General features: G+C 44.7%; 19 protein-coding genes, 2 tRNA genes and 1 riboswitch. Of the genes, 5 read left to right on the top strand and 16 right to left on the bottom strand.

Annotation, left to right across the window (positions count from 1 at the left end; translation table 11 throughout):
• Nucleotides 1-87 precede the first annotated feature (87 nt).
• Together trxA and BLP57_RS10205 are read right to left on the bottom strand one after the other, a co-directional pair.
• Nucleotides 88-387, bottom strand: coding sequence for a thioredoxin (gene trxA / locus BLP57_RS10210; RefSeq protein WP_021651804.1), 300 nt, complete (start codon nucleotides 385-387; stop codon nucleotides 88-90).
• Nucleotides 388-436: 49 nt separating this feature from the next.
• Nucleotides 437-1,339 carry an NAD(P)/FAD-dependent oxidoreductase gene (locus tag BLP57_RS10205; protein WP_092071433.1) on the bottom strand — a complete coding sequence of 301 codons (903 nt, stop codon included), beginning with the start codon at nucleotides 1,337-1,339 and terminating at the stop codon, nucleotides 437-439.
• A 310-nt stretch (nucleotides 1,340-1,649) separates the two neighbouring features.
• On the opposite strand from BLP57_RS10205, the gene BLP57_RS10200 reads away from it, so the two are divergent.
• Complete coding sequence (locus tag BLP57_RS10200; RefSeq protein ID WP_092071430.1) at nucleotides 1,650-2,834, top strand: iron-containing alcohol dehydrogenase; 1,185 nt, start codon at nucleotides 1,650-1,652, stop codon at nucleotides 2,832-2,834.
• 130 nt (nucleotides 2,835-2,964) lie between these two features.
• A tRNA-Phe gene (locus BLP57_RS10195) sits at nucleotides 2,965-3,037 on the top strand.
• Nucleotides 3,038-3,141: 104 nt separating this feature from the next.
• On the opposite strand, the gene BLP57_RS10190 is transcribed toward BLP57_RS10195, so the two are convergent.
• Complete coding sequence (locus tag BLP57_RS10190) at nucleotides 3,142-4,221, bottom strand: 3D domain-containing protein (RefSeq protein WP_092071426.1); 1,080 nt, start codon at nucleotides 4,219-4,221, stop codon at nucleotides 3,142-3,144.
• A gap of 162 nt (nucleotides 4,222-4,383) precedes the next feature.
• Here BLP57_RS10190 and BLP57_RS10185 point away from each other — a divergent pair, with 162 nt between their 5' ends.
• Nucleotides 4,384-5,073, top strand: coding sequence for a lysozyme family protein (locus BLP57_RS10185; protein WP_015524357.1), 690 nt, complete (start codon nucleotides 4,384-4,386; stop codon nucleotides 5,071-5,073).
• A 166-nt stretch (nucleotides 5,074-5,239) separates the two neighbouring features.
• Nucleotides 5,240-5,312, top strand: a tRNA-Gly gene (locus BLP57_RS10180).
• A 165-nt stretch (nucleotides 5,313-5,477) separates the two neighbouring features.
• Here BLP57_RS10180 and BLP57_RS10175 read toward each other — a convergent pair.
• The 11 genes from BLP57_RS10175 to BLP57_RS10125 form a co-directional block, all read right to left on the bottom strand.
• The gene (locus BLP57_RS10175) at nucleotides 5,478-6,662 is read right to left on the bottom strand and encodes a phosphoribosylaminoimidazolecarboxamide formyltransferase (protein WP_092071423.1); all 1,185 of its coding nucleotides are present in this window, start codon (nucleotides 6,660-6,662) and stop codon (nucleotides 5,478-5,480) included.
• Between the two features lie 38 nt (nucleotides 6,663-6,700).
• The gene (locus tag BLP57_RS10170) at nucleotides 6,701-7,414 is read right to left on the bottom strand and encodes an IMP cyclohydrolase (RefSeq protein ID WP_092071419.1); all 714 of its coding nucleotides are present in this window, start codon (nucleotides 7,412-7,414) and stop codon (nucleotides 6,701-6,703) included.
• A gap of 86 nt (nucleotides 7,415-7,500) precedes the next feature.
• Nucleotides 7,501-7,582, bottom strand: a riboswitch (ZMP/ZTP riboswitch).
• Between the two features lie 97 nt (nucleotides 7,583-7,679).
• Entirely contained in the window at nucleotides 7,680-8,396 is a 717-nt protein-coding gene (locus BLP57_RS10165) for a peptidoglycan recognition protein family protein (RefSeq protein WP_242872606.1), read from the bottom strand.
• Nucleotides 8,397-8,508: 112 nt separating this feature from the next.
• Nucleotides 8,509-9,963 (bottom strand): IMP dehydrogenase, encoded by a 1,455-nt coding sequence (guaB, locus tag BLP57_RS10160; RefSeq protein WP_015524354.1) that lies wholly within the window; start codon nucleotides 9,961-9,963, stop codon nucleotides 8,509-8,511.
• A 68-nt stretch (nucleotides 9,964-10,031) separates the two neighbouring features.
• Entirely contained in the window at nucleotides 10,032-10,535 is a 504-nt protein-coding gene (locus tag BLP57_RS10155; protein WP_015524353.1) for a DUF6106 family protein, read from the bottom strand.
• A 113-nt stretch (nucleotides 10,536-10,648) separates the two neighbouring features.
• A complete protein-coding gene (groL, locus tag BLP57_RS10150) occupies nucleotides 10,649-12,268 on the bottom strand; it encodes a chaperonin GroEL (RefSeq protein WP_022426640.1) in 1,620 nt (539 codons plus the stop codon).
• Nucleotides 12,269-12,315: 47 nt separating this feature from the next.
• Entirely contained in the window at nucleotides 12,316-12,600 is a 285-nt protein-coding gene (groES, locus tag BLP57_RS10145; RefSeq protein WP_015524351.1) for a co-chaperone GroES, read from the bottom strand.
• A gap of 297 nt (nucleotides 12,601-12,897) precedes the next feature.
• Complete coding sequence (codY, locus tag BLP57_RS10140; protein ID WP_015524350.1) at nucleotides 12,898-13,683, bottom strand: GTP-sensing pleiotropic transcriptional regulator CodY; 786 nt, start codon at nucleotides 13,681-13,683, stop codon at nucleotides 12,898-12,900.
• A 146-nt stretch (nucleotides 13,684-13,829) separates the two neighbouring features.
• Entirely contained in the window at nucleotides 13,830-15,902 is a 2,073-nt protein-coding gene (gene topA, locus BLP57_RS10135; protein WP_021651815.1) for a type I DNA topoisomerase, read from the bottom strand.
• A 75-nt stretch (nucleotides 15,903-15,977) separates the two neighbouring features.
• Nucleotides 15,978-16,865 (bottom strand): DNA-processing protein DprA, encoded by an 888-nt coding sequence (dprA, locus tag BLP57_RS10130; RefSeq protein ID WP_092071518.1) that lies wholly within the window; start codon nucleotides 16,863-16,865, stop codon nucleotides 15,978-15,980.
• A gap of 25 nt (nucleotides 16,866-16,890) precedes the next feature.
• A complete protein-coding gene (locus tag BLP57_RS10125; RefSeq protein WP_227589080.1) occupies nucleotides 16,891-18,426 on the bottom strand; it encodes a YifB family Mg chelatase-like AAA ATPase in 1,536 nt (511 codons plus the stop codon).
• A 220-nt stretch (nucleotides 18,427-18,646) separates the two neighbouring features.
• Here BLP57_RS10125 and BLP57_RS10120 point away from each other — a divergent pair, with 220 nt between their 5' ends.
• Nucleotides 18,647-18,862, top strand: a complete 216-nt coding sequence (locus BLP57_RS10120; protein WP_015524345.1) for a helix-turn-helix domain-containing protein — start codon at nucleotides 18,647-18,649, stop codon at nucleotides 18,860-18,862.
• A gap of 104 nt (nucleotides 18,863-18,966) precedes the next feature.
• On the opposite strand, the gene BLP57_RS10115 is transcribed toward BLP57_RS10120, so the two are convergent.
• Together BLP57_RS10115 and BLP57_RS10110 are read right to left on the bottom strand one after the other, a co-directional pair.
• Nucleotides 18,967-19,725 carry a hypothetical protein gene (locus tag BLP57_RS10115; RefSeq protein ID WP_092071416.1) on the bottom strand — a complete coding sequence of 253 codons (759 nt, stop codon included), beginning with the start codon at nucleotides 19,723-19,725 and terminating at the stop codon, nucleotides 18,967-18,969.
• A 60-nt stretch (nucleotides 19,726-19,785) separates the two neighbouring features.
• Nucleotides 19,786-21,744 (bottom strand): fructose-1,6-bisphosphatase, encoded by a 1,959-nt coding sequence (locus tag BLP57_RS10110; RefSeq protein WP_092071413.1) that lies wholly within the window; start codon nucleotides 21,742-21,744, stop codon nucleotides 19,786-19,788.
• Nucleotides 21,745-21,792: the final 48 nt, after the last annotated feature.

The following is a 21,792-nucleotide window of genomic DNA, read 5'->3' as shown; positions in this document are numbered from 1 at the left end:
TGTCTAAAATTTTCAGTAAACCAACAATGCTCCGGAAACCGTTTCGGTTCCCAGAGCTGTATCTGTTTTTTCTGTTTTCTGTTTTGGTTACTGAAGCGCTGCCTCAAGCTCTGTCTTTGATGTCAGTCCCACAAAACGTGCGGTCTCTTTTCCTTCTTTGAATACCAGCAGTGTGGGGATACTCATGATCTTGTACTGCTGTGCCAGTGATGGCTCTTTGTCTACGTCAACCTTGCCAACCTCATATCCGGCTTCTGCAAGCTCTTCCACGACCGGAGCCTGACGTCTGCATGGTCCGCACCAGGTTGCCCAAAAATCTACCAATACCGGCTTTTCTGCCTTTAATACCTCAGTTTCAAAATTGTCTGTTGTAAAAACTTTTGCCATGATAAAATTCCTCCTTGATCCTGTATTTATTTTTAGTATCAGCTTATGCTTACGCCTTCAGAAGCTTCCGCACATACTGACAGGCGGAAAGTCCTGCCTGGGCACCGTCATGAACAGCTTTTGCCACCTGGAGAAGTCCACCGGTGCAATCACCTGCTGCATACAGTCCCGGAACTGTAGTCTCCATCTCTTCATTGACCCGGATATTTCCTTTTTCATTCAGTTCCGCTCCAATCTGGCGGGCCATCTCCGAGCTTCCGGCTGTACCAAGTGCTACAAAGACTCCCTCTGCCGGCACAAAAGAATCTGCTCCGGTACCTGCTTCCTGCATGGACACATCACTTTTCAGGCGGATGCCGGAAACACGCTCATCTCCTTCGATTGCCTGGATTTTCATGGTGTTAACCGGAAGCGGATTTTCTCTTGAAAATTCCGGTTTCTTTCCATCTGTAAAGATCGTCACACGGGAAGCGGTATGAGAAAGTTCTTCTGCTTCATGAAGAGCAAAATCACTGTTTCCAAGCACTGCCACTTCTTTTCCTCTGTAAAAAAATGCGTCACATACTGCGCAGTAGCTGACACCTTTTCCTTCAAATTCCTTTACTCCCGGAATCCTGGCAGAAGCTCTCCTGCTTCCGGTTGCCAGGATCACGCTGCGTGCCTCAAAATCTCCTGCGGTAGTTTTCACCTCAAAAGTATCAAAACCACCCATTCCCACAACCTGGACATCCAGGATCCGTACTCCAAGTGCTCTTGCCTGGGCAAGACCTCTTTCGAAAAGTTCTCTACCGGACAGCGGCTGCTCCAGTCCGTAATAGTTCTCGATCTTCTCCGCTTTTTCCAGTGAACCGATCCCTGTATTTATGATCAGCGGATCCATATTTCCTCTTGCCGCATAAAGTGCTGCCGAGATCCCGGCCGGACCTGCTCCTATGATAATGATATTCTCCATTTCAGACACCTGCTTTCTTCTTCGTTTGGATCTGTTCTATAATATACGCTTCGCATTGGTCTGTTTCTGTGATCAGGTCACTTTTCCTTCACAGAAGTCATTATATCACATTCCCCCAAAATTACACCTTTTTTCAATAGCTTTTATTTGCGTCTGTTTCTCTTCTATGCTATTATTATAACGACTTTAACCAATTAAATGAATCAAGATGATACCCCTGCGGGATCATAAATATCTGCTTGACCTGTAAGGAAACAGATTCGTTATATTTATCAATAGATCATGAATCATAAAAAGGAGCCTAATCTCTATGAGAAATTTTGAATATTTTACCCCTACCCGGGTTATTTTCGGAAAAGATACACACCTTAAGATCGGCACTGTTCTAAAAGAGCAGAACTGCAGCAAAGTACTGATCCATTATGGCAGCCACAGTGCAGTAAGCTCCGGTCTGATCGATGAGATCCGATCTTCTCTGGATGAAGCTGGAATTTCCTATGTCACTCTTGGCGGTGTGGTTCCCAATCCCCGTCTCTCCAAGGTACGTGAAGGTATTGAGCTTTGCCGCAAAGAACAGGTTGATTTTCTTTTGGCTGTTGGCGGTGGCAGCGTTATTGATTCCTGCAAGGCCATCGGCTATGGACTTGCCAATCCGGATACAGATGTATGGAACTTTTTTCTCCGCACCGAAACCCCAAAAGCCTGTCTTCCTGTAGGCGTTATCCTGACGATCGCAGCTTCCGGAAGTGAAATGAGTGGATCCTGTGTGATTACCAATGAAGAGGGCTGGCTGAAACGGAGTAGTGCCCGCAACGATCTGTGCCGCCCACGTTTTGCTATTTTAAATCCCCGCCTCACCTATACCCTGCCGCAATATCAGACCGAAAGCGGCTGTGTGGATATCCTGATGCATACTATGGAACGGTACTTTGTAAATATCGAAACCATGGAGATCACCGACAGTATCAGCGAATCTCTGATGCAGACCGTGATCTATAACTCCCGGATCCTGATGAAGGAGGCGGATAATTATACTGCACGGGCAGAGATCATGTGGGCCGGCAGCCTTTCCCACAATGGACTTACCGGCTGCGGAACCGGCGGTGGTGACTGGGCCTGTCACCAGCTGGAGCATGAACTGGGCGGCACCTACGATGTGGCTCACGGAGCCGGTCTTGCCGCTTTGTGGGGAAGCTGGGCACGTTACGTTTATGATGCAAATCCGGAACGCTTTGCCCAGTTTGCAGTCAATATCTTTGACATTCCCTGCAGTACCGACTTCAACAAAACTGCTCTTGCCGGCATAGAAGCCATGGAAGATTATTTCCGTTCCATCCAGATGCCTACCAGCCTTCATGAGCTTGGTCTTGATCTTACAGAAAAGGAGATTCATGATCTGGCGTTTAAATGCAGCTTTGAAGACACCCGAACCATCGGTGTGTTCAAACAGCTGAACATGAAAGATATGGAAAAAATCTATCTTGCTGCCAGATAAATCTGTAGCCATAATATTGCAGATGTTTTTTTGAAAATCAGATTTTTCAGAAAAACATCTGCTTTTTTTATTTTTTCCTTGCATTCTCTACATAAATGTGTTAAAGTAACAAAGTACTCGAAAGAGACATGCCCAGATAGCTCAGTTGGTAGAGCAGAGGACTGAAAATCCTCGTGTCGCTGGTTCGATTCCGGCTCTGGGCATTATTTTTTTACTCTGATCGCAGAATAGCCTCTGCTGGTCAGAGTTTTTTTATACAAAAAACTGCTGCAAATCCCTTGTGGAATCTACAGCAGTCTTTTTCTGATCACTGAAGCAAATAAACTTCTGTATAAAACACGCCCTTCTGCTCTGCTTCGGAGTGTGTTGCCACATATACATCAATGCAATTGGTCCGGATCGCTCCTCCACAGTCCTCTGCAACATAAACCTGTCCATTGATCACTACTTTGGAACCGTATGGGATCTGACTCGGATCCACTGCGATCGTACGGTTGGTAGTGGCCGTTACTCCTGTGGAAGTAATTCCATTCGCCCATGGTCCGCAGCAGATGCTGCACGGACAATAATGCGTGATCCGGAATGTTCCCAGTGGTTTCAGTGTCGCGTCAGAAGATACTGATACCGGCGTTCCGATCTGTACGCCAGCTGCGGTACTTCCGGAACCACCTGTGGAAGTTACACCATCCACCGCATCCGCAAAAACGCCCTCCCCGGAACTCTTGGTAAGGGATCCTGCTTTTGTATTCTTTTCCTGCTCTGCCTTGGCCACTTCCGTAGCCTGATAACCTTCCAGACAGCTGGTCGGAATATAGCCGACGTGATCTGAACCACTGTCATCTGTGTAAACGATCCTGCTCCAAATAGCATCTACCGTACCTGTTCTTTTCAACTCATCATCCTGAAGGACCTCTCCTACAACCTCTCCGTCCTTCTTGCCGGGATAATCCAGGATATCACTGTCCTGTGCCGCTGTAACTGTATCTGTAAATTTATTTACGATCTCCGTATCACTGAGCACACTGTCCGAAACATAACCGATGATCTTGTCCTCCCCTTTCTTTTGGAAGGTCACCTTGCTCCAGCCATTGTCACAGACTGCAACTCTTTCAAGTTTCGTTCCCAGGATCACAGAACGCAGCTCTGTACCACTGTCTCCCGGATTGGACCGGATTTCCGTATTTTTCGCTGTAACATAAAGCGTATCACTCTTCGCCAAAACATTTACTGTGTTTCCCGCCCCATCATCGATCTGAAACTGCTGAGGTGTTTTTTTCTCCTTTGTATATGTATCCAGTGTTGCTTCATATCCCAGTACCTCTGCTGATACGGATGCAGGGAAAAGCATAGAAGCACATAAAATAACTGCCAGAAGCTTTTTTCGCATGAAATCTTGCCTCCTTTATTCCGGCATTCTACGGTTTGTCCCGACTATCATAGCATATCAGATCATATTTTGCAATTTCACAGGACAGTCTTCAGAAATTTTTAACAAAAAGATCATATTTTTTAACTGGTCAAATCTATCCGTAACGGATACAATACTTATATGAATATAAAACACAAGAAACCAACCCTTACTAAAAAACAGCGCCACAAACTCCGTGTACAGCAGGTGCGAAGGCAGAAGATCTTTCTGACATGTCTTTTTCTGCTGATCGTGGGCTGTATCCTTCTGCGTTTTTCCAAATTTTCCGGCAGGCAGGAGGAAGCCCATCAGATCAATGCAGCCTGTGAAGCTTATCGCGATGAGGTCTCCAGCGAAGCAGCACAATATGATATGTCCGACTATGTAGACCTGCTCCTGGCCGTGATGATGCAGGAAAGCTCCGGGCAGGGTACTGATCCCATGCAATCTTCAGAAGGAGCCTACAACACCAGATATCCGCAGCAGCCCAATGGTATCACAGATCCTTCTTACTCTATTTCCTGTGGCATCCAGGAGCTGAAATATGCTCTGGATAAAGCCGGCTGTACCGGTCCGACTGATCTTTCCAAGATCCGTCTGGCTCTGCAGGCATACAATTTCGGAGCCGATTCCTATTTTGCTTATCTGGAAGAAAACGGTCAAACTGTGTGGACGGCCCAAAGTGCTCAGGCCTTTGCTCAGATGGCAAGCGGCGGCACACAACGTGATGAAGATGATCCCCTTCATGATCCTGCCGGTCCATGGGACTATGGTGACCAATACTATCCGGATCATGTTTTGCGCTATTACCACTTAGACAATAACTCATAAACCAGCGAAATATTGTCATATACAAGTTCTATTTCAGATGTCTGGAATAAACTTTATATGTTGTATATAATTTCAAAAAAATTCCAAAAAACATTTGACAGAATATAAAATCTATGCTAATATATGTCTTGTCGCTGAGGGAAATACTTGAAGCGATAAGACATATGCGATAGTGGCGTAGTTGGTAACGCGCGACCTTGCCAAGGTCGAGACCGCGGGTTCGAGCCCCGTCTATCGCTCTTCAGAACTCTGAGTTTTTCAGAGTTCTTTTTTTATTTTTAAAACTATCCTTTTTCGATCAAAAAGTCCCGAGTCTGATCTCTTTTTTCCAGAAATTCAGATTCGGGACTTTATATTTTTTATCTTTTATTTCAGCTGCATATCATGGCCAAGGCATGCATCTTTTAGTGGTGGAAAAGGCGGATTCCTGTAAATGCCATCACCATTCCATACTTATTACATGTATCGATAACTGCGTCATCACGTACAGATCCACCCGGCTCTGCAATATATTTTACACCGCTCTTATATGCGCGCTCGATATTATCACTGAATGGGAAGAATGCATCGGATCCCAGTGTCACGCCGGTAAGACCATCCAGCCATGCTCTCTTCTCTTCTTTTGTGAACACTTCCGGCTTCTCTGAGAATGTCTTTTCCCATGCACCATCTGCAAGGACATCCATATATTCCTCACCAATGTAAACATCAATGGCATTATCTCTCTCCGCACGTGTGATCGTGTCTTTAAACGGAAGCTCCAGTACCTTCGGGCACTGACGGAGGTACCAGTTATCTGCTTTCTGGCCTGCAAGGCGTGTACAATGTACACGGGACTGCTGTCCTGCACCAACGCCGATAGCCTGTCCATCCTTAACAAAGCATACGGAATTGGACTGTGTATATTTCAGGATGATCAGAGAAACCTGCATATCTCTCTTGGCTTCTTCCGTAAGCTCTTTATTCTCTGTTACAATATTGGAGATCAGCGCATCATCAATTGCCAGCTCCTGGCGGCCCTGCTCAAAGGTGACTCCAAATACCTGTTTGTGCTCCAAAGGTTCCGGTACATAGTTTTCATCGATCTGGATCACATTGTAATTGCCTTTTTTCTTCTGCTTCAGAATTTCAAGAGCCTCCTCTGTATATCCAGGTGCGATCACACCATCAGAAACCTCTCTCTTGATCAGCATTGCGGTATCTTTGTCGCAGACATCAGAAAGAGAAATGAAATCACCAAATGATGACATACGATCTGCACCTCTTGCTCTTGCATACGCACATGCAAGCGGGGAAAAATTCTTCCAGTCCATATCATCTACCCAGTAGATCTTTGCCAGTGTCTCATTCAGCGGAAGTCCGATGGAAGCACCTGCCGGAGATACATGCTTAAATGAAGTTGCTGCCGGAAGTCCGGTTGCTTTCTTAAGGTCACGTACCAGCTGCCAGCCATTAAAGGCATCCAGGAAGTTGATGTATCCTGGTCTTCCGGAGAGTACCTGGATCGGAAGCTCACTTCCATCTGCCATATAGATCTTTGATGGTTTCTGATTTGGGTTACATCCGTATTTTAACTGTAATTCTTTCATGAAAAAGCTCCTCCGTTCTCTGTGATATCCCTATTTTCTTATTTATTCTTGTTTACGATCCTAGATTCATAATTTCCTGTCTCAATGTCAATAAAACGAACAAAGAGAGAAACTTTATTATCCTGGTTCAGGCTCTTCCAGAGGAGATCCGCAAACTCATCAATATCGTTTGGGATCTCTACCAGCTTCGGCTCTCCCTCGAAACTTGGAAGTGGATTTCCATCGCATTTATAAGTATGGATAAAACGTCCCTGCCCTGCTGCCGCATTCTCGTAGGCAAATGTATAACGAAGACAGGAATCCGGATTTCCGTTATTGCTCTTTAAAATAGACACCGCATAATTGAATTTACCGTTTTCAACATGAAGAACACCCGAAATACGAGGTGTATAGTTCGGCGCATCCGGCTCAAACTCTCTGCTGCGAAGAGACTGTTCAAAGGTGAGCTGTCTGTCCATTCCCTCATAGATCGTATCTGTCTGATCACCGTTTGTTACGATGGTCTTATTTCCAAGGACACGTACCGGTGCATAAATGATCAGGCTCGGGTCTGTAAGCTTGGATGGATCAAAAGCCTGTGTACGAATTCCTTCCCCATCCTCAACAAAAATACGGTTTCTGCTGTTCTCGCTTCTTCCCATAATAAAATATGCAGTAACTGCATGTTTCCCGTCAGCGGAACGTCCGATCACAATTCCTCTTCCCGGATAGGAATTTTCTTTCAGTTCTTTTTCAAGTGAAAATGTCGTCATTTTTCACAGTCCTCCTTGTCTAATGTAAGGCCCGGGGCTTATCCCAGGATATGAACGGTAACAAAAAACCGCCTGGACACCCCTTATCAGGCTGCCCAGGCGGTCGGCTTCTCACTTCACTGCACTCCCTGTAGGTAATCCTACTTTCCGCCAGTCATGCAGCTTCTGCTGTTATACTACAATACTTCTTCTTAATTTTCAAGCCCCTATTTTCAGAAATTATTTTTCCAGACTTCTTGTTGCTCACAAAATAAACAATAACACTTTATTTCCCCTGTAATGCATAATCTGTCTGGATCTGTGCTGCAATGTCTGATTTCATCTGGATCCATGCATCGGGATTTTCCACGTAATACTTCGGACAGTCTTTACCTGTGACATCATAATGACGGATCACCTGATCCGAAGTCAGTCCAAAGCGTGTACAAAGCCACGCTGTCAGCTTTACCGCCGAATCATAGGTTGCTGTATTAAACTGCCCTGTTTCATCCGGATGGCAGCATTCAATGGATATGGTATCTACATTTCTGGAATTTGTGGCATAGGATATTTCCGAAGTGGGAATACATTGTACCACTTCTCCCTCCAACCCTATCACAAAATGACTGCTGACTTTGTTGTCCTGCGTTGTCGCAAGATTTTCAAAATAATTCCGATTGGATACGGCAGTAGATCCCGGATTGGCCGTATAATGAATGGCTATATAATTTACCTGTTCCATAGAAATCTGTGGTCTGGAATAGGAATTCGGTGTCAGAAGCTCCACATCAATAAAAGGTGCTCCTTCTGCCTGCCATTGTTCCGGTCCGCCATTTCCGCTGGCATTCCCGGATATTTCTTCCTGTCCGGACTGAGTTTCACTCTGTTCCATGCGCATCTCAAAAAATGCGTATCCTAACGCACACGCAGCAAAAGCAACGATCACAATGATACATATCAGCACAATCCTCTGCAGGATCTTGATCGGGTTCTTTTTTCTCAAAGACTTCTTTTTTCTTCTGGAAGACCCGGAGGAAGTTTTCTTTACGGAAACAGGCCGCCCGCTATGGGACGGCCTGGGTGACTTTTTACCGGTCTTACCTTTTTTTCCTTTATTATTCATCTACACTGTAGTTTGGAGCCTCTTTTGTAATGTGGATGTCATGTGGATGTGACTCTTTAAGAGATGCAGCTGAAATCTTGATGAATCTGCCTGTTGTCTTAAGCTTCTCAATATTTTCTGCTCCACAGTAACCCATACCGGATCTTAAACCACCGATCAGCTGGAATACGGTATCCTCAACGTGTCCTTTATACGCAACACGACCCTCAACACCCTCCGGCACAAGCTTCTTTGCATTCTCCTGGAAATAACGATCCTTGCTGCCATTCTCCATAGCTGCGATAGATCCCATTCCACGATATACTTTATATTTTCTTCCCTGATAAAGCTCGAATGTTCCCGGGCTCTCGTCGCATCCTGCGAACATGCTTCCCATCATGCAGACATTGGCACCTGCTGCGATGGCCTTGGTGATATCTCCGGAATATTTGATACCGCCGTCTGCAATGATCGGGATTCCGTAGCTGTTAGCCACTTCATAACAATCCATAACTGCAGTAACCTGCGGAACACCAATACCTGCAACAACACGTGTTGTACAGATAGATCCCGGTCCGATACCAACTTTAACTGCATCTACTCCAGCCTCGATCAGAGCCTTGGTAGCTTCGCCTGTTGCAACATTACCTGCGATTACCTGAAGCTCCGGATATGTTGCCTTGATCTCGCGGACTGCTTTTAAAATGTTTTCTGAATGACCATGTGCAGAATCAATTACGATCACATCTACATTAGCCTTCACAAGCGCATCAACACGTGCAAGCACATTTGCTGTGATGCCAACCGCAGCACCACAGAGAAGTCTTCCCTGTGCATCCTTGGCTGCAAGCGGATACTTGATCTGTTTCTCGATATCCTTGATGGTAATGAGTCCTTTTAAATTAAAGTCATCATCTACAATGGGTAATTTCTCCTTACGGGATTTCGCAAGGATCTTCTTGGCATCCTCAAGTGTGATTCCTTCCTTAGCTGTGATTAGTCCTTCTGAAGTCATGCACTCCTTGATCTTTCTGCTGAAATCTGTCTCAAATTTAAGATCACGGTTTGTAATAATACCTACCAGTTTTCTGCCTTCTGTGATCGGAACACCGGAAATACGGTATTTCGCCATCAGGTCATTGGCATCCTTCAGTGTATGCTCTGCTGAAAGATAAAATGGATCGGTGATAACACCGTTCTCAGAACGTTTAACTTTGTCAACCTCTTCTGCCTGTGCCTCAATGGACATATTCTTGTGAATGATACCGATACCACCCTGTCTGGCCATAGCAATTGCCATTCTGTGCTCTGTAACTGTGTCCATTCCCGCACTCATCATGGGGATATTCAGCTTTACTTTCTTGGTTAAATACGTTGAAACATCAACCTGATTCGGAATTACTTTAGAATAAGCCGGAACCAGCAGGACATCATCAAACGTAATGCCTTCACCAATAATAGTACCCATTGCATTTCCTCCCTTTGTGTAAGATATTTTAAATTTGTGAACTAGTGTAACAAAAAACAAGATTCATGTCAATCCAAAAAAACTTTACTCGGTGCAGAATTTTTCATGGTATTGGCAAGTTCATCATCCAGTTCCAGGATCACCTTGCAGGTTTCTCCGCTGTCTCTTACGATCATGGCATAGCGCTTATGATCCTCAATACCTGAGGAAAAGTCTATGGTTTTCATCTTCTGATTTCCGTTGTAATAATCCATTCTGTGGGATTTCAGAGGTGCCACAAGATCAGCCTCCGCAAGCTGAAGTGATTTTACTCTTTTCCTCTTTGACTTGGACATGATCATATCAATATCCAGTTCCCCGTTAACAAACAGATATTCATATTCCAGGTCTGTTTTCGGAATTACAAAATAGCATGCAACACCAAGAGCGATAGCCGGAACCAGAAGAAGTGCATTCAGCACCAGACCTCCCAGAACCATGATCACGGTCAGTGCAATAAGACCGTATTTTATAGCAAGATCCTTCCCTGTCTGTTTCTTCTTTACCAGAAGTTCTGAATATAAGTCACTCATTTGCTTCTTCCTTTCGTAATTTACTGATTTCTTTTGATTATAACACAAAAAGAGAGCCGCGTCCATGACGCAGGCCCTCTCATTTTGTAAATTATTTACCTGCCTGCTTGAAATTACATCATTCCCATTCCCGGGTTTGGTGCCGGAGCAGGAGTATCCTCTTTGATCGTAGAAACTACAGCCTCTGTTGTAAGAAGTGTAGATGCAACACTTGTTGCGTTCTGAAGTGCACTTCTTGTAACCTTTGCAGGATCAAGGATTCCATTCTCAACCATGTTTACATATTTCTCATTCAGAGCATCAAAGCCTGTACCTACCTCAGACTCTCTTACCTTGTTGATGATAACAGCGCCTTCCAGTCCTGCGTTTGCAGCAATGTGGAACAACGGAGCCTCAAGGGCTTTCAGGATCACATAAGCACCTGTCTTCTCATCTCCCTCAAGTGTTGCTGCAAGCTTTGCAACCTCTTTGGAAGCATGGATATAAGCAGAGCCGCCGCCTGCGATGATACCTTCCTCAACAGCTGCTCTTGTTGCTGCAAGAGCATCCTCAAGACGAAGCTTTGCTTCTTTCATCTCTGTCTCAGTAGCAGCACCTACACGGATAACAGCTACGCCGCCTGCCAGTTTTGCAAGTCTTTCCTGAAGTTTTTCTTTATCAAACTCGGATTTTGTCTCCTCGATCTGCGCACGGATCTGAGCAACACGTTTTGCGATGGCATCTTTATCGCCAAGGCCGTCAACGATAACTGTATTCTCTTTTGCAACCTTAACGGATTTTGCACGTCCGAGCTGCTCCATTTTAGCTTCCTTCAGATCAAGACCGAGCTCGTCAGAGATCACCTGTCCGCCTGTCAGGATCGCGATATCCTGAAGCATCTCTTTTCTTCTATCACCATAGCCAGGTGCTTTAACAGCTACTACCTGGAAGGTTCCTCTCAGTTTGTTAACGATCAGGGTTGTGAGAGCCTCACCCTCAACATCTTCTGCAATGATGAGAAGCTTTGCACCAGCCTGAACAACCTGCTCAAGAAGCGGAAGGATCTCCTGGATGTTGCTGATCTTCTTATCTGTGATCAGAATATACGGATCATCAAGAGTTGCCTCCATCTTCTCCATATCTGTAGACATGTATGCGGAAATATATCCACGGTCAAACTGCATACCTTCAACAAGGTCAAGCTCTGTATGCATGGTCTTGGACTCCTCAACAGTGATAACACCATCCTTGGAAACCTTCTCCATAGCGTCTGCAACCAGCTGTCCAACCTGCTCATCACTTGCAGAGATTGCGGCTACATTAGCGATCTGAGCTTTTCCGTTGATTGCCTGGCTCATGTTCTTGATTGCTTCTACTGCAACATCTGTTGCTTTTTTCATTCCTTTTCTGAGGATGATCGGGTTCGCTCCTGCTGCCAGGTTCTTCATTCCCTCATGTACCATTGCCTGTGCAAGTACGGTTGCTGTTGTAGTACCATCACCAGCTACATCGTTTGTCTTGGATGCAACCTCTTTGATGATCTGAGCACCCATATTCTCGAATCCGTCCTCAAGCTCGATCTCTTTTGCAATGGAAACACCATCGTTTGTGATAAGCGGAGCACCGAAAGATTTGTCAAGTACTACATTTCTTCCTTTCGGTCCAAGTGTTACTCTTACTGTATCTGCAAGTTTATTTACACCAGCTTCAAGTGCTGCTCTTGCTTCTGCGCCGTATTTGATCTCTTTTGCCATGATAAAATGACCTCCTATTTATATTGATATACGATAAGATGTTTATATTATTTAATGATTGCCAGGATATCTTCCTGCTTTACAATAATATAATCCGTTCCATCCATCTTTACTTCTGTTCCTGCATATTTGGAATAGATAACAGTATTTCCGACTTCTACTTCCATTTTTACTTCTTTCCCGTTTACAACTCCGCCAGGTCCAACTGCAATAACCTCTGCCTGCTGTGGTTTCTCCTGTGCCTGTCCCGGAAGCACGATTCCGGATGCTGTTGTCTCTTCTGCTTCAACCTGTTTTAATACTACTCTGTCGCCTAAAGGTACTAACTTCATGATCTATGTTCCTCCTTTATAAGTTTCATCTTCGTCTGCTAGCACTCACTTTATACGAGTGCTAATCACTATGGCTATATTAGTGAATTTCACATATTTTCGCAACCCTTTTAAGATATGGTTTTTCTATATTATTCTGGTTTTATCTCTTTTATGCTCTTGTTTTCTCTTGTTTTCTTAATTTCATTATTTATTTTAATTTTATGAAACAGACAAAAAAGAGACTCCCACGCTAGCGGGAAGTCTCTTTTGTCACGTTCTTTATCTTATATCAAGCATCTGACAGTGCTGATCACATTATGCCTTCTTGCTTCTCTGTGCTTTTATCTCCTCAAGCTCATCAAAGATCACTTCATTAAGAACTTTAATGTAAGTTCCCTTCATACCGGATGAACGGGATTCGATCACACCTGCACTCTCGAATTTACGCAGTGCATTTACGATCACGGATCTGGTGATACCTACACGGTCAGCGATCTTGCTGGCAACCAGGATACCCTCATCCCCATCCAGCTCATCAAAAATATGGATGATCGCCTCAAGTTCTGAGAAGGACAGTGTACTGAATGCCGATTTAACGATCTGCTGTTTTCTGTCTTCTTCTGCGTTCTCGTCATGAACCGCACGCATCATTTCCAGGCCAACAACTGTTGTACCATACTCGCTGACGATAATATCCTCAATATCATAGGGATGATCATTGCGGTACATGAATAACGTTCCCAGTCTCTCACCTGCAATATCGATCGGATTCACGATTCCCTGATAATTTCCGGGTACATGCTCAAAGCCAAGTGTCTGGAGATTGACATTCTCCTTTGTGGAAAGAACACCAAGAAATCTCTCATTCAATAACGGGTCGATATGTCCGCCGATCTTGTCATCGATCAGCTCTGTGATCTCATCCACACCCGGGCAGATACTGACTCCCAGAACCTTACCTTTCTTACTGAGTACCAGGATATTGGAACTTAAGGTTTCCATGAGCACCTGGCAAATGTCGTTAAACACTACCTTGCTTGAGCTGCTGTTATGCAGAAGCTTATTGATTTTTCTAGTTTTATCTAGCAACTGAACGCTCATTTTTCCTCCTTTCACTTTCGTACCTTGAAAGAAATCGTTTTTCTAGTCTAATATTACACGTTATTCTGGAAATTTACAAGACATTTTTATATTTTTTTTATTTTTAACGGGATTTTCTGAAAATTAATAGAAAAGCATTTATTCAATCAATCTTCATCTTTTGGTTTTTGTTCCACATATCCGCAGGTTTCCTGGCTGCAAACCAGCTTATTTCCCTTTTCGAGCATATAATTACCACATTTCGGACATTTCTTTGCAGAAGGTTTCTGCCAGGACATAAAATCACATTCCGGATTATTCTCACATCCGTAATATTTTCTGCCTTTTTTCGTTTTTTTCATGACAATTTCGCCGCCGCACTTCGGACATGCAACACCGATCTTCTCATAATATGGTTTTGTATTACGGCAGTCCGGAAATCCGGGGCATGCAAGAAATCTTCCATGAGGACCGTACTTGATCACCATGTTGCGGCCACAGTTGTCACAGATCACATCCGTAACCTCATCCTGTATATCAACTTTCTCAAGCTCTTTCTCAGCCTCATCCACATCATGCTTCAGATCCGGATAGAAGTTACGTACAACCGTTTTCCACTGTACGGTACCTGCTTCCACGCAGTCCAAAAGCCCCTCCATAGTTGCTGTAAAGTTTACATCCACAATACTTGGAAAAGCCTGTTTCATAATATTATTAACAACCTCTCCAAGCTCTGTGACGTAAAGATTTTTCTGTTCCTTGGATACATAGCGTCTGCTGATGATCGTTGTGATGGTCGGCGCATACGTACTCGGACGTCCAATTCCAAGCTCTTCCATAGTCTTTACAAGTGAAGCCTCTGTGTAATGTGCCGGCGGCTGTGTAAAATGCTGCTCCGGCTTCAGTTCTTTCAGCTTCAGCTCCATACCCTTTTCAAGACTTTGACTTAAAACATTGCCCTTTTTGTCATCGCCCTCTTCTGTGTACACAGACATAAAGCCATCAAAGGCAACCTTGGATGCTGCAACCGTGAACACATACTCACCTGCTCCGATCTTGACAGACGTGGTCTCATAACGTGCCGGTGCCATTCTGCTCGCCGCAAAACGTCTCCAGATCAGCTGATATAAACGGAACTGATCCCTGGTCAGGGATTCCTTCACCAGAACTGGTGTCCTCGCAATATCTGTAGGACGGATCGCCTCATGAGCATCCTGTATCTTCTGTCCGTTTTTGATTGCCTTCTCTGTCTGAGAAACATAATCCAAACCATACTGCTCAGAAATATAAGTTCTTGCTGCTGCATCTGCTTCCTCTGAAATTCGAGTAGAATCTGTACGCAGATAGGAGATCAGACCTACCGTACCACTGCCTTTTACATCCACACCTTCATATAACTGCTGTGCCAGGCGCATAGTCTTCTGCGTAGAAAAATTCAGTGTCTTGGCAGCTTCCTGCTGCAGAGTACTTGTGGTAAACGGAAGGGGAGCGTTTTTGATCCTCTCACCTTTTTTTACTTCTGTGATCTCATATTTACAGTCTTCCAGACTTTTCAGGATCTCATCCATTTCCTGACGGTTTCTGATCGGAAGTTTTTTATCTGTTCCATAGAACTTGGCTGTCAACGGTTTCTTCTCACCCTTTACCTGAAATTCACCCTCCAGGCTCCAGTATTCTTCAGGAATGAATGCATTGATCTCATCTTCTCTGTCACAGATGATACGCAGTGCCACAGACTGTACACGGCCTGCACTTAAGCCTCTTTTTACCTTGGCCCAGAGCAGCGGACTGATGGTATAACCTACCATACGATCCAGCATACGTCTGGCCTGCTGTGCATCTACCAGATTCATGTCCAGTTCCCTGGCCTGCTTGATGGACGCCTTAACTGCTGTTTTTGTTACTTCATTAAATGTGATTCTGTGCATCTTTGCAGTATCTGTCTTCAAAGCCTGCATCAGATGCCAGGAAATTGCTTCTCCCTCACGGTCAGGGTCAGTTGCAAGATAGATCTTATCTGCTTTTTTTGCTTCTTTACGAAGTTTTGCAAGAAGTTCACCTTTTCCTCGTATTGTGATATACTTCGGTTCAAAATCATTGTCCACGTCAATACCAAACTGGCTCTTGGGGAAATCCCTCACATGACCGTTGGACGCTTCTACTGTATAATTTGCCCCCAGAAATTTCTTTACTGTCTTCATTTTAGCAGGTGACTCTACTATCACCAGATTTTTGGCCATTTTACCTCTCCTAATCTCATTCTGCCTTCCTGTCCGGCTTAAAAACTCCTGCTAAATCTCCGGGCAAAAAAGCATTTATTCAAGTCTGATATAATACTGTCTCCCGGTTTCCTTCACAAGCCCCATCAAAATAAGCTGTCCCAGGATCCCGGCTGTTTTTCCCGGTGAAAAACCGGTTTTTCTGATAATATGATCCAGATTTTTTGGTCGTAAATCGAGACAACTATACACCAAATCCAAATCCGTTGCAAGTCCCAACTTGCTTTTTTCAGACAAATTTGTCTTTTTTTTCACAGATAATCCCCACTCATCCAGAAGTATTTCCGGAGAATATGCAATTCCTGCTCCGTCGTAGATCAGCTTGTGACAGCCTCTGCTCAGCGCATCATTTACCGCTCCCGGAATGGCGTATACCATCTTCCCCTGTTCCAGTGCACAGGCAGCTGTGATCAGTGATCCGCTCTTTTCTTTTGCTTCCACCACAAGCACCAGATCTGCCAGTCCGCTGATGATCCGGTTCCTTGCCGGAAAATAATATGCCCTGCCTTTGGTACCTGGTTCATATTCGCTGATGATCCCTCCGTTTTTTTCGGGGATCCTCCGGTAAATACCTCTGCTGGATGAAGGATAACAGATGTCCACACCATTTCCCAGCACGGCAAAGGTCGGGGTACCACCTTCCAGAGCACCCTTGTGGCCCTCAGCATCAATGCCGGCCGCCATACCGCTGATCACCTGTACCCCATGTTCGCTTAAGAATTTTCCGTAATTAAATGCCTGTATCCGTCCGTAAGGACTGCACAGCCTTGCTCCTACAATTGCAGCTGTAGGTTTGTCATCATCCGGAAATCTTCCAATATAATATAATTGTTTTGGCATACCGGGAAGTTCCTTAAGTCTTGCCGGATAAACACTACTGTCCTTCCGGGCACACCGGATCCTTGTTTGCTGTATTTCTTCCATATAAAATACCTTCCTTTTTTCTGTTTTATGACCAGTATTTCTTGTCATATGCCCGGTAAGCCAACGCCTCGCAGATATGTTCTTCCTTTATCTTTTCGGAAGATTCCATATCCGCGATGGTCCTGGCCGTTTTCAGGATCTTATGATATGCTCTGGTACTGAATTGAAACTGCTCATATGCCTGCTCCAGAAGTTTGTCTGCCCCTCCCGTCATTACACAGTATTTTTCCAGTTTTCTTCCGTCAAGCTCCCCATTGAAGCAAAATTTTTCCTTTTTGTAACGTTCTCTCTGGATCTCCTGTACTGCTTCCACCCTCTTTCTTATTTGCGCAGAGGATTCCCCTGCAATTTTCTTTTTCATTTTTGAAAAACTCACTGCCGGAACTTCTGTGCAGATATCAATACGCTCCAGGAGAGGCTGGCTGATCTTTCCAAGATAATGCGTGATCTCCCCTGACGTACAACGACATCTGTTCATATCCGGGTAAAATCCGCAGGGACAGGGATTCATCGCTGCCGCCAGCATAAAACTAGCCGGAAAAATATAAGTTCCGGCAGCTCTGGACAGATGGATCTCCTTATCTTCCAGCGGCTGACGCAGGATCTCCAGGCTTTTTCTGGAAAATTCCGGCATCTCATCCAGAAAAAGAACACCTCTGTGTGCAAGAGTGATCTCCCCCGGCCCCGGTATCCTGCCGCCACCTGCCAAAGCCTGAGGGGAACTGGTATGATGCGGACTTCGAAAAGGCCTCTGCCGGATCAGCGGATCTTTTTCCGTGAGAAGTCCTGCCACACTGTATACCTTGGTGATCTCCAGGCTTTCCTCAAATGTCATCTCCGGCATAATGGTCGGCAGACGTCTTGCCAGCATGGTCTTTCCGGATCCTGGCGGTCCGATAAAAAGAATATTATGAAAACCGCTCACTGCGATCTCTGCCGCCCGCCTGGCTCCTTCCTGCCCGCAGATGTCCGCAAAATCAACCTTTGGTATTTCCGGTTTGTTTTCTGTTTTTTCTTTTTCCTGATACGCAGCTGTATAAGTGTTTGGGTCTCTCAGACATCGGATCATGGCATTCAGACTTTTTACTCCAAACACCGGCATATCCTTCACCAGATTCCCCTCCCGGATGTTTTCCTCCGGAATAACGCAAAAGCGTAAGCCCAGCTCTCTTGCGCGGATCACCCGAGGCAAAACTCCGGCAACCCCATGGATCTCTCCATTCAGACTGATCTCTCCTACGATCATAACTCCTTCCAGAAGATCCGGTTCCAGAATTCCGGCAGCCGCAAGTACTGCAGCCGCCACAGGCAGATCAAAACCGGCTCCTTCCTTTTTCATATCGGCAGGTGCAAAATTTACAGTTACTTTTTTTGGTGGCAGACAAAGCCGGTTGTTCTTAAATGCAGTCCGGACTCTTTCCTGGGCCTCTCTCACCTGGGCAGAGGGAAATCCTACCATAGCAAAAGAAGGCAGACCATCACTGACATCTGCCTCAACCTGGATCTCACGTACTTCCATTCCGTAGATCGCTGCTGATAAAACACTCGCAAACAAATACATTCCTTTCTGCGAAAAAAACGGATCCCGATCTTCCATCTTTTCGTCTTTTCAGGTCAGGCGGATATTCGAAATCCGCATTGGTTAAAAACAAGGGAATTTTCAGATAGACATTTTCTGAATTTTAGAAGATAATAAATTTAGTATAGTCCATTTTGCTCTCTTTTGCAAGGGTGCATTTCGTTCTGTTTTATACTTTCAATAGAAAGAAGAGGTGAGCACAATGAAATTTCAGCGTATTCAGGATTTACGTACAGACGCGGATCTGTCCCAGAGAGAATTAAGTGAGATTCTTCATATCAGTCAGCGTTCTTATTCCCATTATGAAACGGGATCCCGTAATATTCCTATCGAAATGCTTATCCGGCTGGCAAATTATTACGACACCAGCATCGATTATCTCGTCGGCCGCACAGACCGCAAAAAAATGATCAAATAAAGAGATCCCCGGAAATGTGGAACAGTTTCGGGAATTCCTGTATCGGGATTCCCTGATTGTCAAAATCCGGGGATTCTTTATTTTACCGTGTTTTATTTTTTTGATCATTCCGTATAATAGGTTTCTTCTTCTCCGTAGGGAATCTCATATTCTTCTGTATTTTCATCAGAAGAATCTTCACTGCTTTCGCTGTAGGATTCCTGTTCATAGGAATTTTCGTTGCTTTCATTATAGGAAGCATCCTCTTCGGAATTTTCGGATACTTCCAGGGATGGCTCCTGCCGGGTCATAATAGACTCTGTTTTCGGATAGGTTAGAGATCCATCTCCCCGTTCATATGTTTTTACCTTCACATAAAGCTCACCACTTTTATCGAAAACAAACTCTCCTTTTGCCTTATTCCCTTCAGAATCCTTAAAACGGAACTGTGTGGCATTTCCTGCTACCTCTGCAGTCACATCTGCTTCTGCGGTCATGGAAGGATCTTTTCCATTCACTCTCTTATAGGTAAAGGAAACAGATTTCAGACTGATATCATAAATATCGATCGTTGTCAGCCCGTCTTCGCTGTACCAGATCCCTTGATAATTTTCCGGTTCAAATGCCGGAAGGATTGTCGGGACCGGTGTCAATGACGGTGTCGGTGTCGCTGTCGGAACCGGTGTTGCTGTTGCTGCCGGAGTTGCTGTCACCTCCGGAATACTGTCCAATGCAGCCAATGCGGCCTCTCTTCGTTGTTCTTTTTCCACCTTATCCCTGTGGGAAACATACAGCATCCCTCCCAGTCCTGCCAGAATAAACAGAATGATCAACAGGATCAGAACTGCTCTCAGCCGTTTTTTTCTTCTTTTGTTTTTTCTCATCTGCATTACCTCTGTTTACTATAGCATACAGGAAACCCTTCTTGTATTTCTCAATTCTGCTTATTTTTTCTCTTTGATGATACCTTTTCTGTAAGCTTCCAGAAGCTGGATCAGCTCACTGATCCTTTCCTTCAGAGCAGTTCCGGTATCAGTATCACCGACCAGAGTACGTTTGTTATTGTAGTGAACTGCCACCCTGTTGGAAACAATATCCTGCTCCTTGGCTACCGCTTCTTCCGCAGAAGTAAAAGGCTCATGAGCAGACAGGATCAGCCCGTAGGAATTATAAACCAGTGTATAGCCGGCAATCCCCGTAACCTTCTGATATGGTCTGGAAAAACCGCCGTCGATCACAAGAACTTTGCCATTGCATTTTACAGGACTCTCTCCCTCACTCTGGTGAACCGGCACATGCCCGTTGATGATGTGACCTTTTTCCGGATCCAGTTCAAATTCACGGAGCAGATCATCTACAACATTCTCATTTTCCAGAAGATGATAGTAGGCATTTTTAGTTTCTTTATGTGTTTCCTTATCTTTAATAAAATAACGTTCAAAGGTGGTCATCTTGTCTTTTCCGAACAGCGGTGAATTCGGAGCTGCCCAGATATACCACATAATATCCCTGCCTTTACGCTTTTCATCCTCATTTACAGAGAAAAATGCCCGGCGCACATAAGTTTCAAGAACATCGTACAATTCTTTTCCTTTGTAGGTTTTTCCATAAATCTGGACTTCTTTCAGACTTCCATCCTCATTAAGCGGAATACTTCCATGGAACAGAAGATTTCCATTATAAGTTTTATAAAGGCCTCCCTTGTCCAGAAGAAGCCGGACATGATTCTGCAGTTTCTCGCAGTTTCGGAACGCGGAATCCAAGCGTTCCATTACATCCTTTTCCTCTGTGGTAAGTTCATATGGCTTTTTCCAGTCAATAGTAGGAAAATATGTATCGGTCAGCGGATATTCTTTTCCGTCCGGAAGTGTGATCATTCCCTTTTTCGGATCGATCCTATGAAGCAAACAACGCTTTTCCATATGGAATTCTTTGTGCCGGCGGATCAGCTGCCCCTCCAGCTTAAACTGGATAATGGCAATAGCCTTGTGCATTTTCCGTCCAAGCTCTTCTTCCAGAATACTATAGTTATTGGCATCTCCCTTCATCTCAAAAGCAGCACATGGATCATCCTTATAAGCCTCCATTGCAAAGGTTGCCAGAGGCATGAGATTGATCCCATATCCATCCTCAAGAATATCCATATTTCGGTAACGGATGCTGTTCCGGATCACCGTTGCAATGCAGGCTTTCTGTCCTGTAGCAGCTCCCATCCAGACCACATCATGATTTCCCCACTGGATATCCAGCGAATGATATTTCATCAAACGATCCATGATGAAATGCGGGCCCGGACCTCTGTCATAAATATCTCCCAGCACATGAAGATGATCCACAACAAGACGCTGGATCAGTTCTGCCAGGGCAATGATAAAATTCTCTGCCCGGCCGATCTCAATGATCGTATTGACGATGGCATCGTAATATGCTTCTTTGTCCAGAACTTCCGCTTTCTCTGTGATCAGCTCCTCGATCACATATGCATAGTCTGCAGGAAGTGCCTTACGGACCTTGGAACGGGTATATTTGGATGCCGTTGTCTTGCATACTTCGATCAGACGATAAAGTGTGATCTTGTACCAGTTCTCCATGTCTTCTTCCTGTTTTTTTACAACCTCCATCTTTTCCTTCGGATAATAGATCAGTGTGGCAAGAGAACGTTTGTCGCTGTTGCTTAAGGTATGTCCGAATACATCATCGATCTTTTTTCGTACAGCCCCTGATCCATTCCGAAGAACATGGGAAAACGCATCGTATTCTCCATGAATGTCCGACATGAAATGCTCGGTACCTTTCGGAAGGTTTAATATAGACTGCAGATTGATGATCTCTGTTGAAGCCTTTGCTATAGTAGGATATAGCTCCGCAAGTCGCTGCAGGTATCTTAATTCTTCTTTTTTCATAGTATCTGGTATCCTCCTGGGAGTTCTCACTGCCAGATCAGCCTTCAG

The organism is Blautia sp. SF-50, assembly GCF_900101315.1.
Lineage (GTDB): Bacteria > Bacillota > Clostridia > Lachnospirales > Lachnospiraceae > Blautia_A > Blautia_A fusiformis.
Note: the sequence above shows the minus strand (reverse complement) of the source record. Positions and strands in the feature narration are given on the sequence as shown.

What these genes read in the sequence shown, in the direction of transcription:
- trxA (WP_021651804.1), bottom strand. Translation starts at nt 387, where the DNA reads ATGGCAAAAGTTTTTACAACAGACAATTTTGAAACTGAGGTATTAAAG.
- BLP57_RS10205 (WP_092071433.1), bottom strand. Translation starts at nt 1,339, where the DNA reads ATGGAGAATATCATTATCATAGGAGCAGGTCCGGCCGGGATCTCGGCA.
- BLP57_RS10200 (WP_092071430.1), top strand. Translation starts at nt 1,650, where the DNA reads ATGAGAAATTTTGAATATTTTACCCCTACCCGGGTTATTTTCGGAAAA.
- BLP57_RS10190 (WP_092071426.1), bottom strand. Translation starts at nt 4,221, where the DNA reads ATGCGAAAAAAGCTTCTGGCAGTTATTTTATGTGCTTCTATGCTTTTC.
- BLP57_RS10185 (WP_015524357.1), top strand. Translation starts at nt 4,384, where the DNA reads ATGAATATAAAACACAAGAAACCAACCCTTACTAAAAAACAGCGCCAC.
- BLP57_RS10175 (WP_092071423.1), bottom strand. Translation starts at nt 6,662, where the DNA reads ATGAAAGAATTACAGTTAAAATACGGATGTAACCCAAATCAGAAACCA.
- BLP57_RS10170 (WP_092071419.1), bottom strand. Translation starts at nt 7,414, where the DNA reads ATGACGACATTTTCACTTGAAAAAGAACTGAAAGAAAATTCCTATCCG.
- guaB (WP_015524354.1), bottom strand. Translation starts at nt 9,963, where the DNA reads ATGGGTACTATTATTGGTGAAGGCATTACGTTTGATGATGTCCTGCTG.
- BLP57_RS10155 (WP_015524353.1), bottom strand. Translation starts at nt 10,535, where the DNA reads ATGAGTGACTTATATTCAGAACTTCTGGTAAAGAAGAAACAGACAGGG.
- groL (WP_022426640.1), bottom strand. Translation starts at nt 12,268, where the DNA reads ATGGCAAAAGAGATCAAATACGGCGCAGAAGCAAGAGCAGCACTTGAA.
- groES (WP_015524351.1), bottom strand. Translation starts at nt 12,600, where the DNA reads ATGAAGTTAGTACCTTTAGGCGACAGAGTAGTATTAAAACAGGTTGAA.
- codY (WP_015524350.1), bottom strand. Translation starts at nt 13,683, where the DNA reads ATGAGCGTTCAGTTGCTAGATAAAACTAGAAAAATCAATAAGCTTCTG.
- topA (WP_021651815.1), bottom strand. Translation starts at nt 15,902, where the DNA reads ATGGCCAAAAATCTGGTGATAGTAGAGTCACCTGCTAAAATGAAGACA.
- dprA (WP_092071518.1), bottom strand. Translation starts at nt 16,865, where the DNA reads ATGGAAGAAATACAGCAAACAAGGATCCGGTGTGCCCGGAAGGACAGT.
- BLP57_RS10125 (WP_227589080.1), bottom strand. Translation starts at nt 18,426, where the DNA reads ATGTATTTGTTTGCGAGTGTTTTATCAGCAGCGATCTACGGAATGGAA.
- BLP57_RS10120 (WP_015524345.1), top strand. Translation starts at nt 18,647, where the DNA reads ATGAAATTTCAGCGTATTCAGGATTTACGTACAGACGCGGATCTGTCC.
- BLP57_RS10115 (WP_092071416.1), bottom strand. Translation starts at nt 19,725, where the DNA reads ATGAGAAAAAACAAAAGAAGAAAAAAACGGCTGAGAGCAGTTCTGATC.
- BLP57_RS10110 (WP_092071413.1), bottom strand. Translation starts at nt 21,744, where the DNA reads ATGAAAAAAGAAGAATTAAGATACCTGCAGCGACTTGCGGAGCTATAT.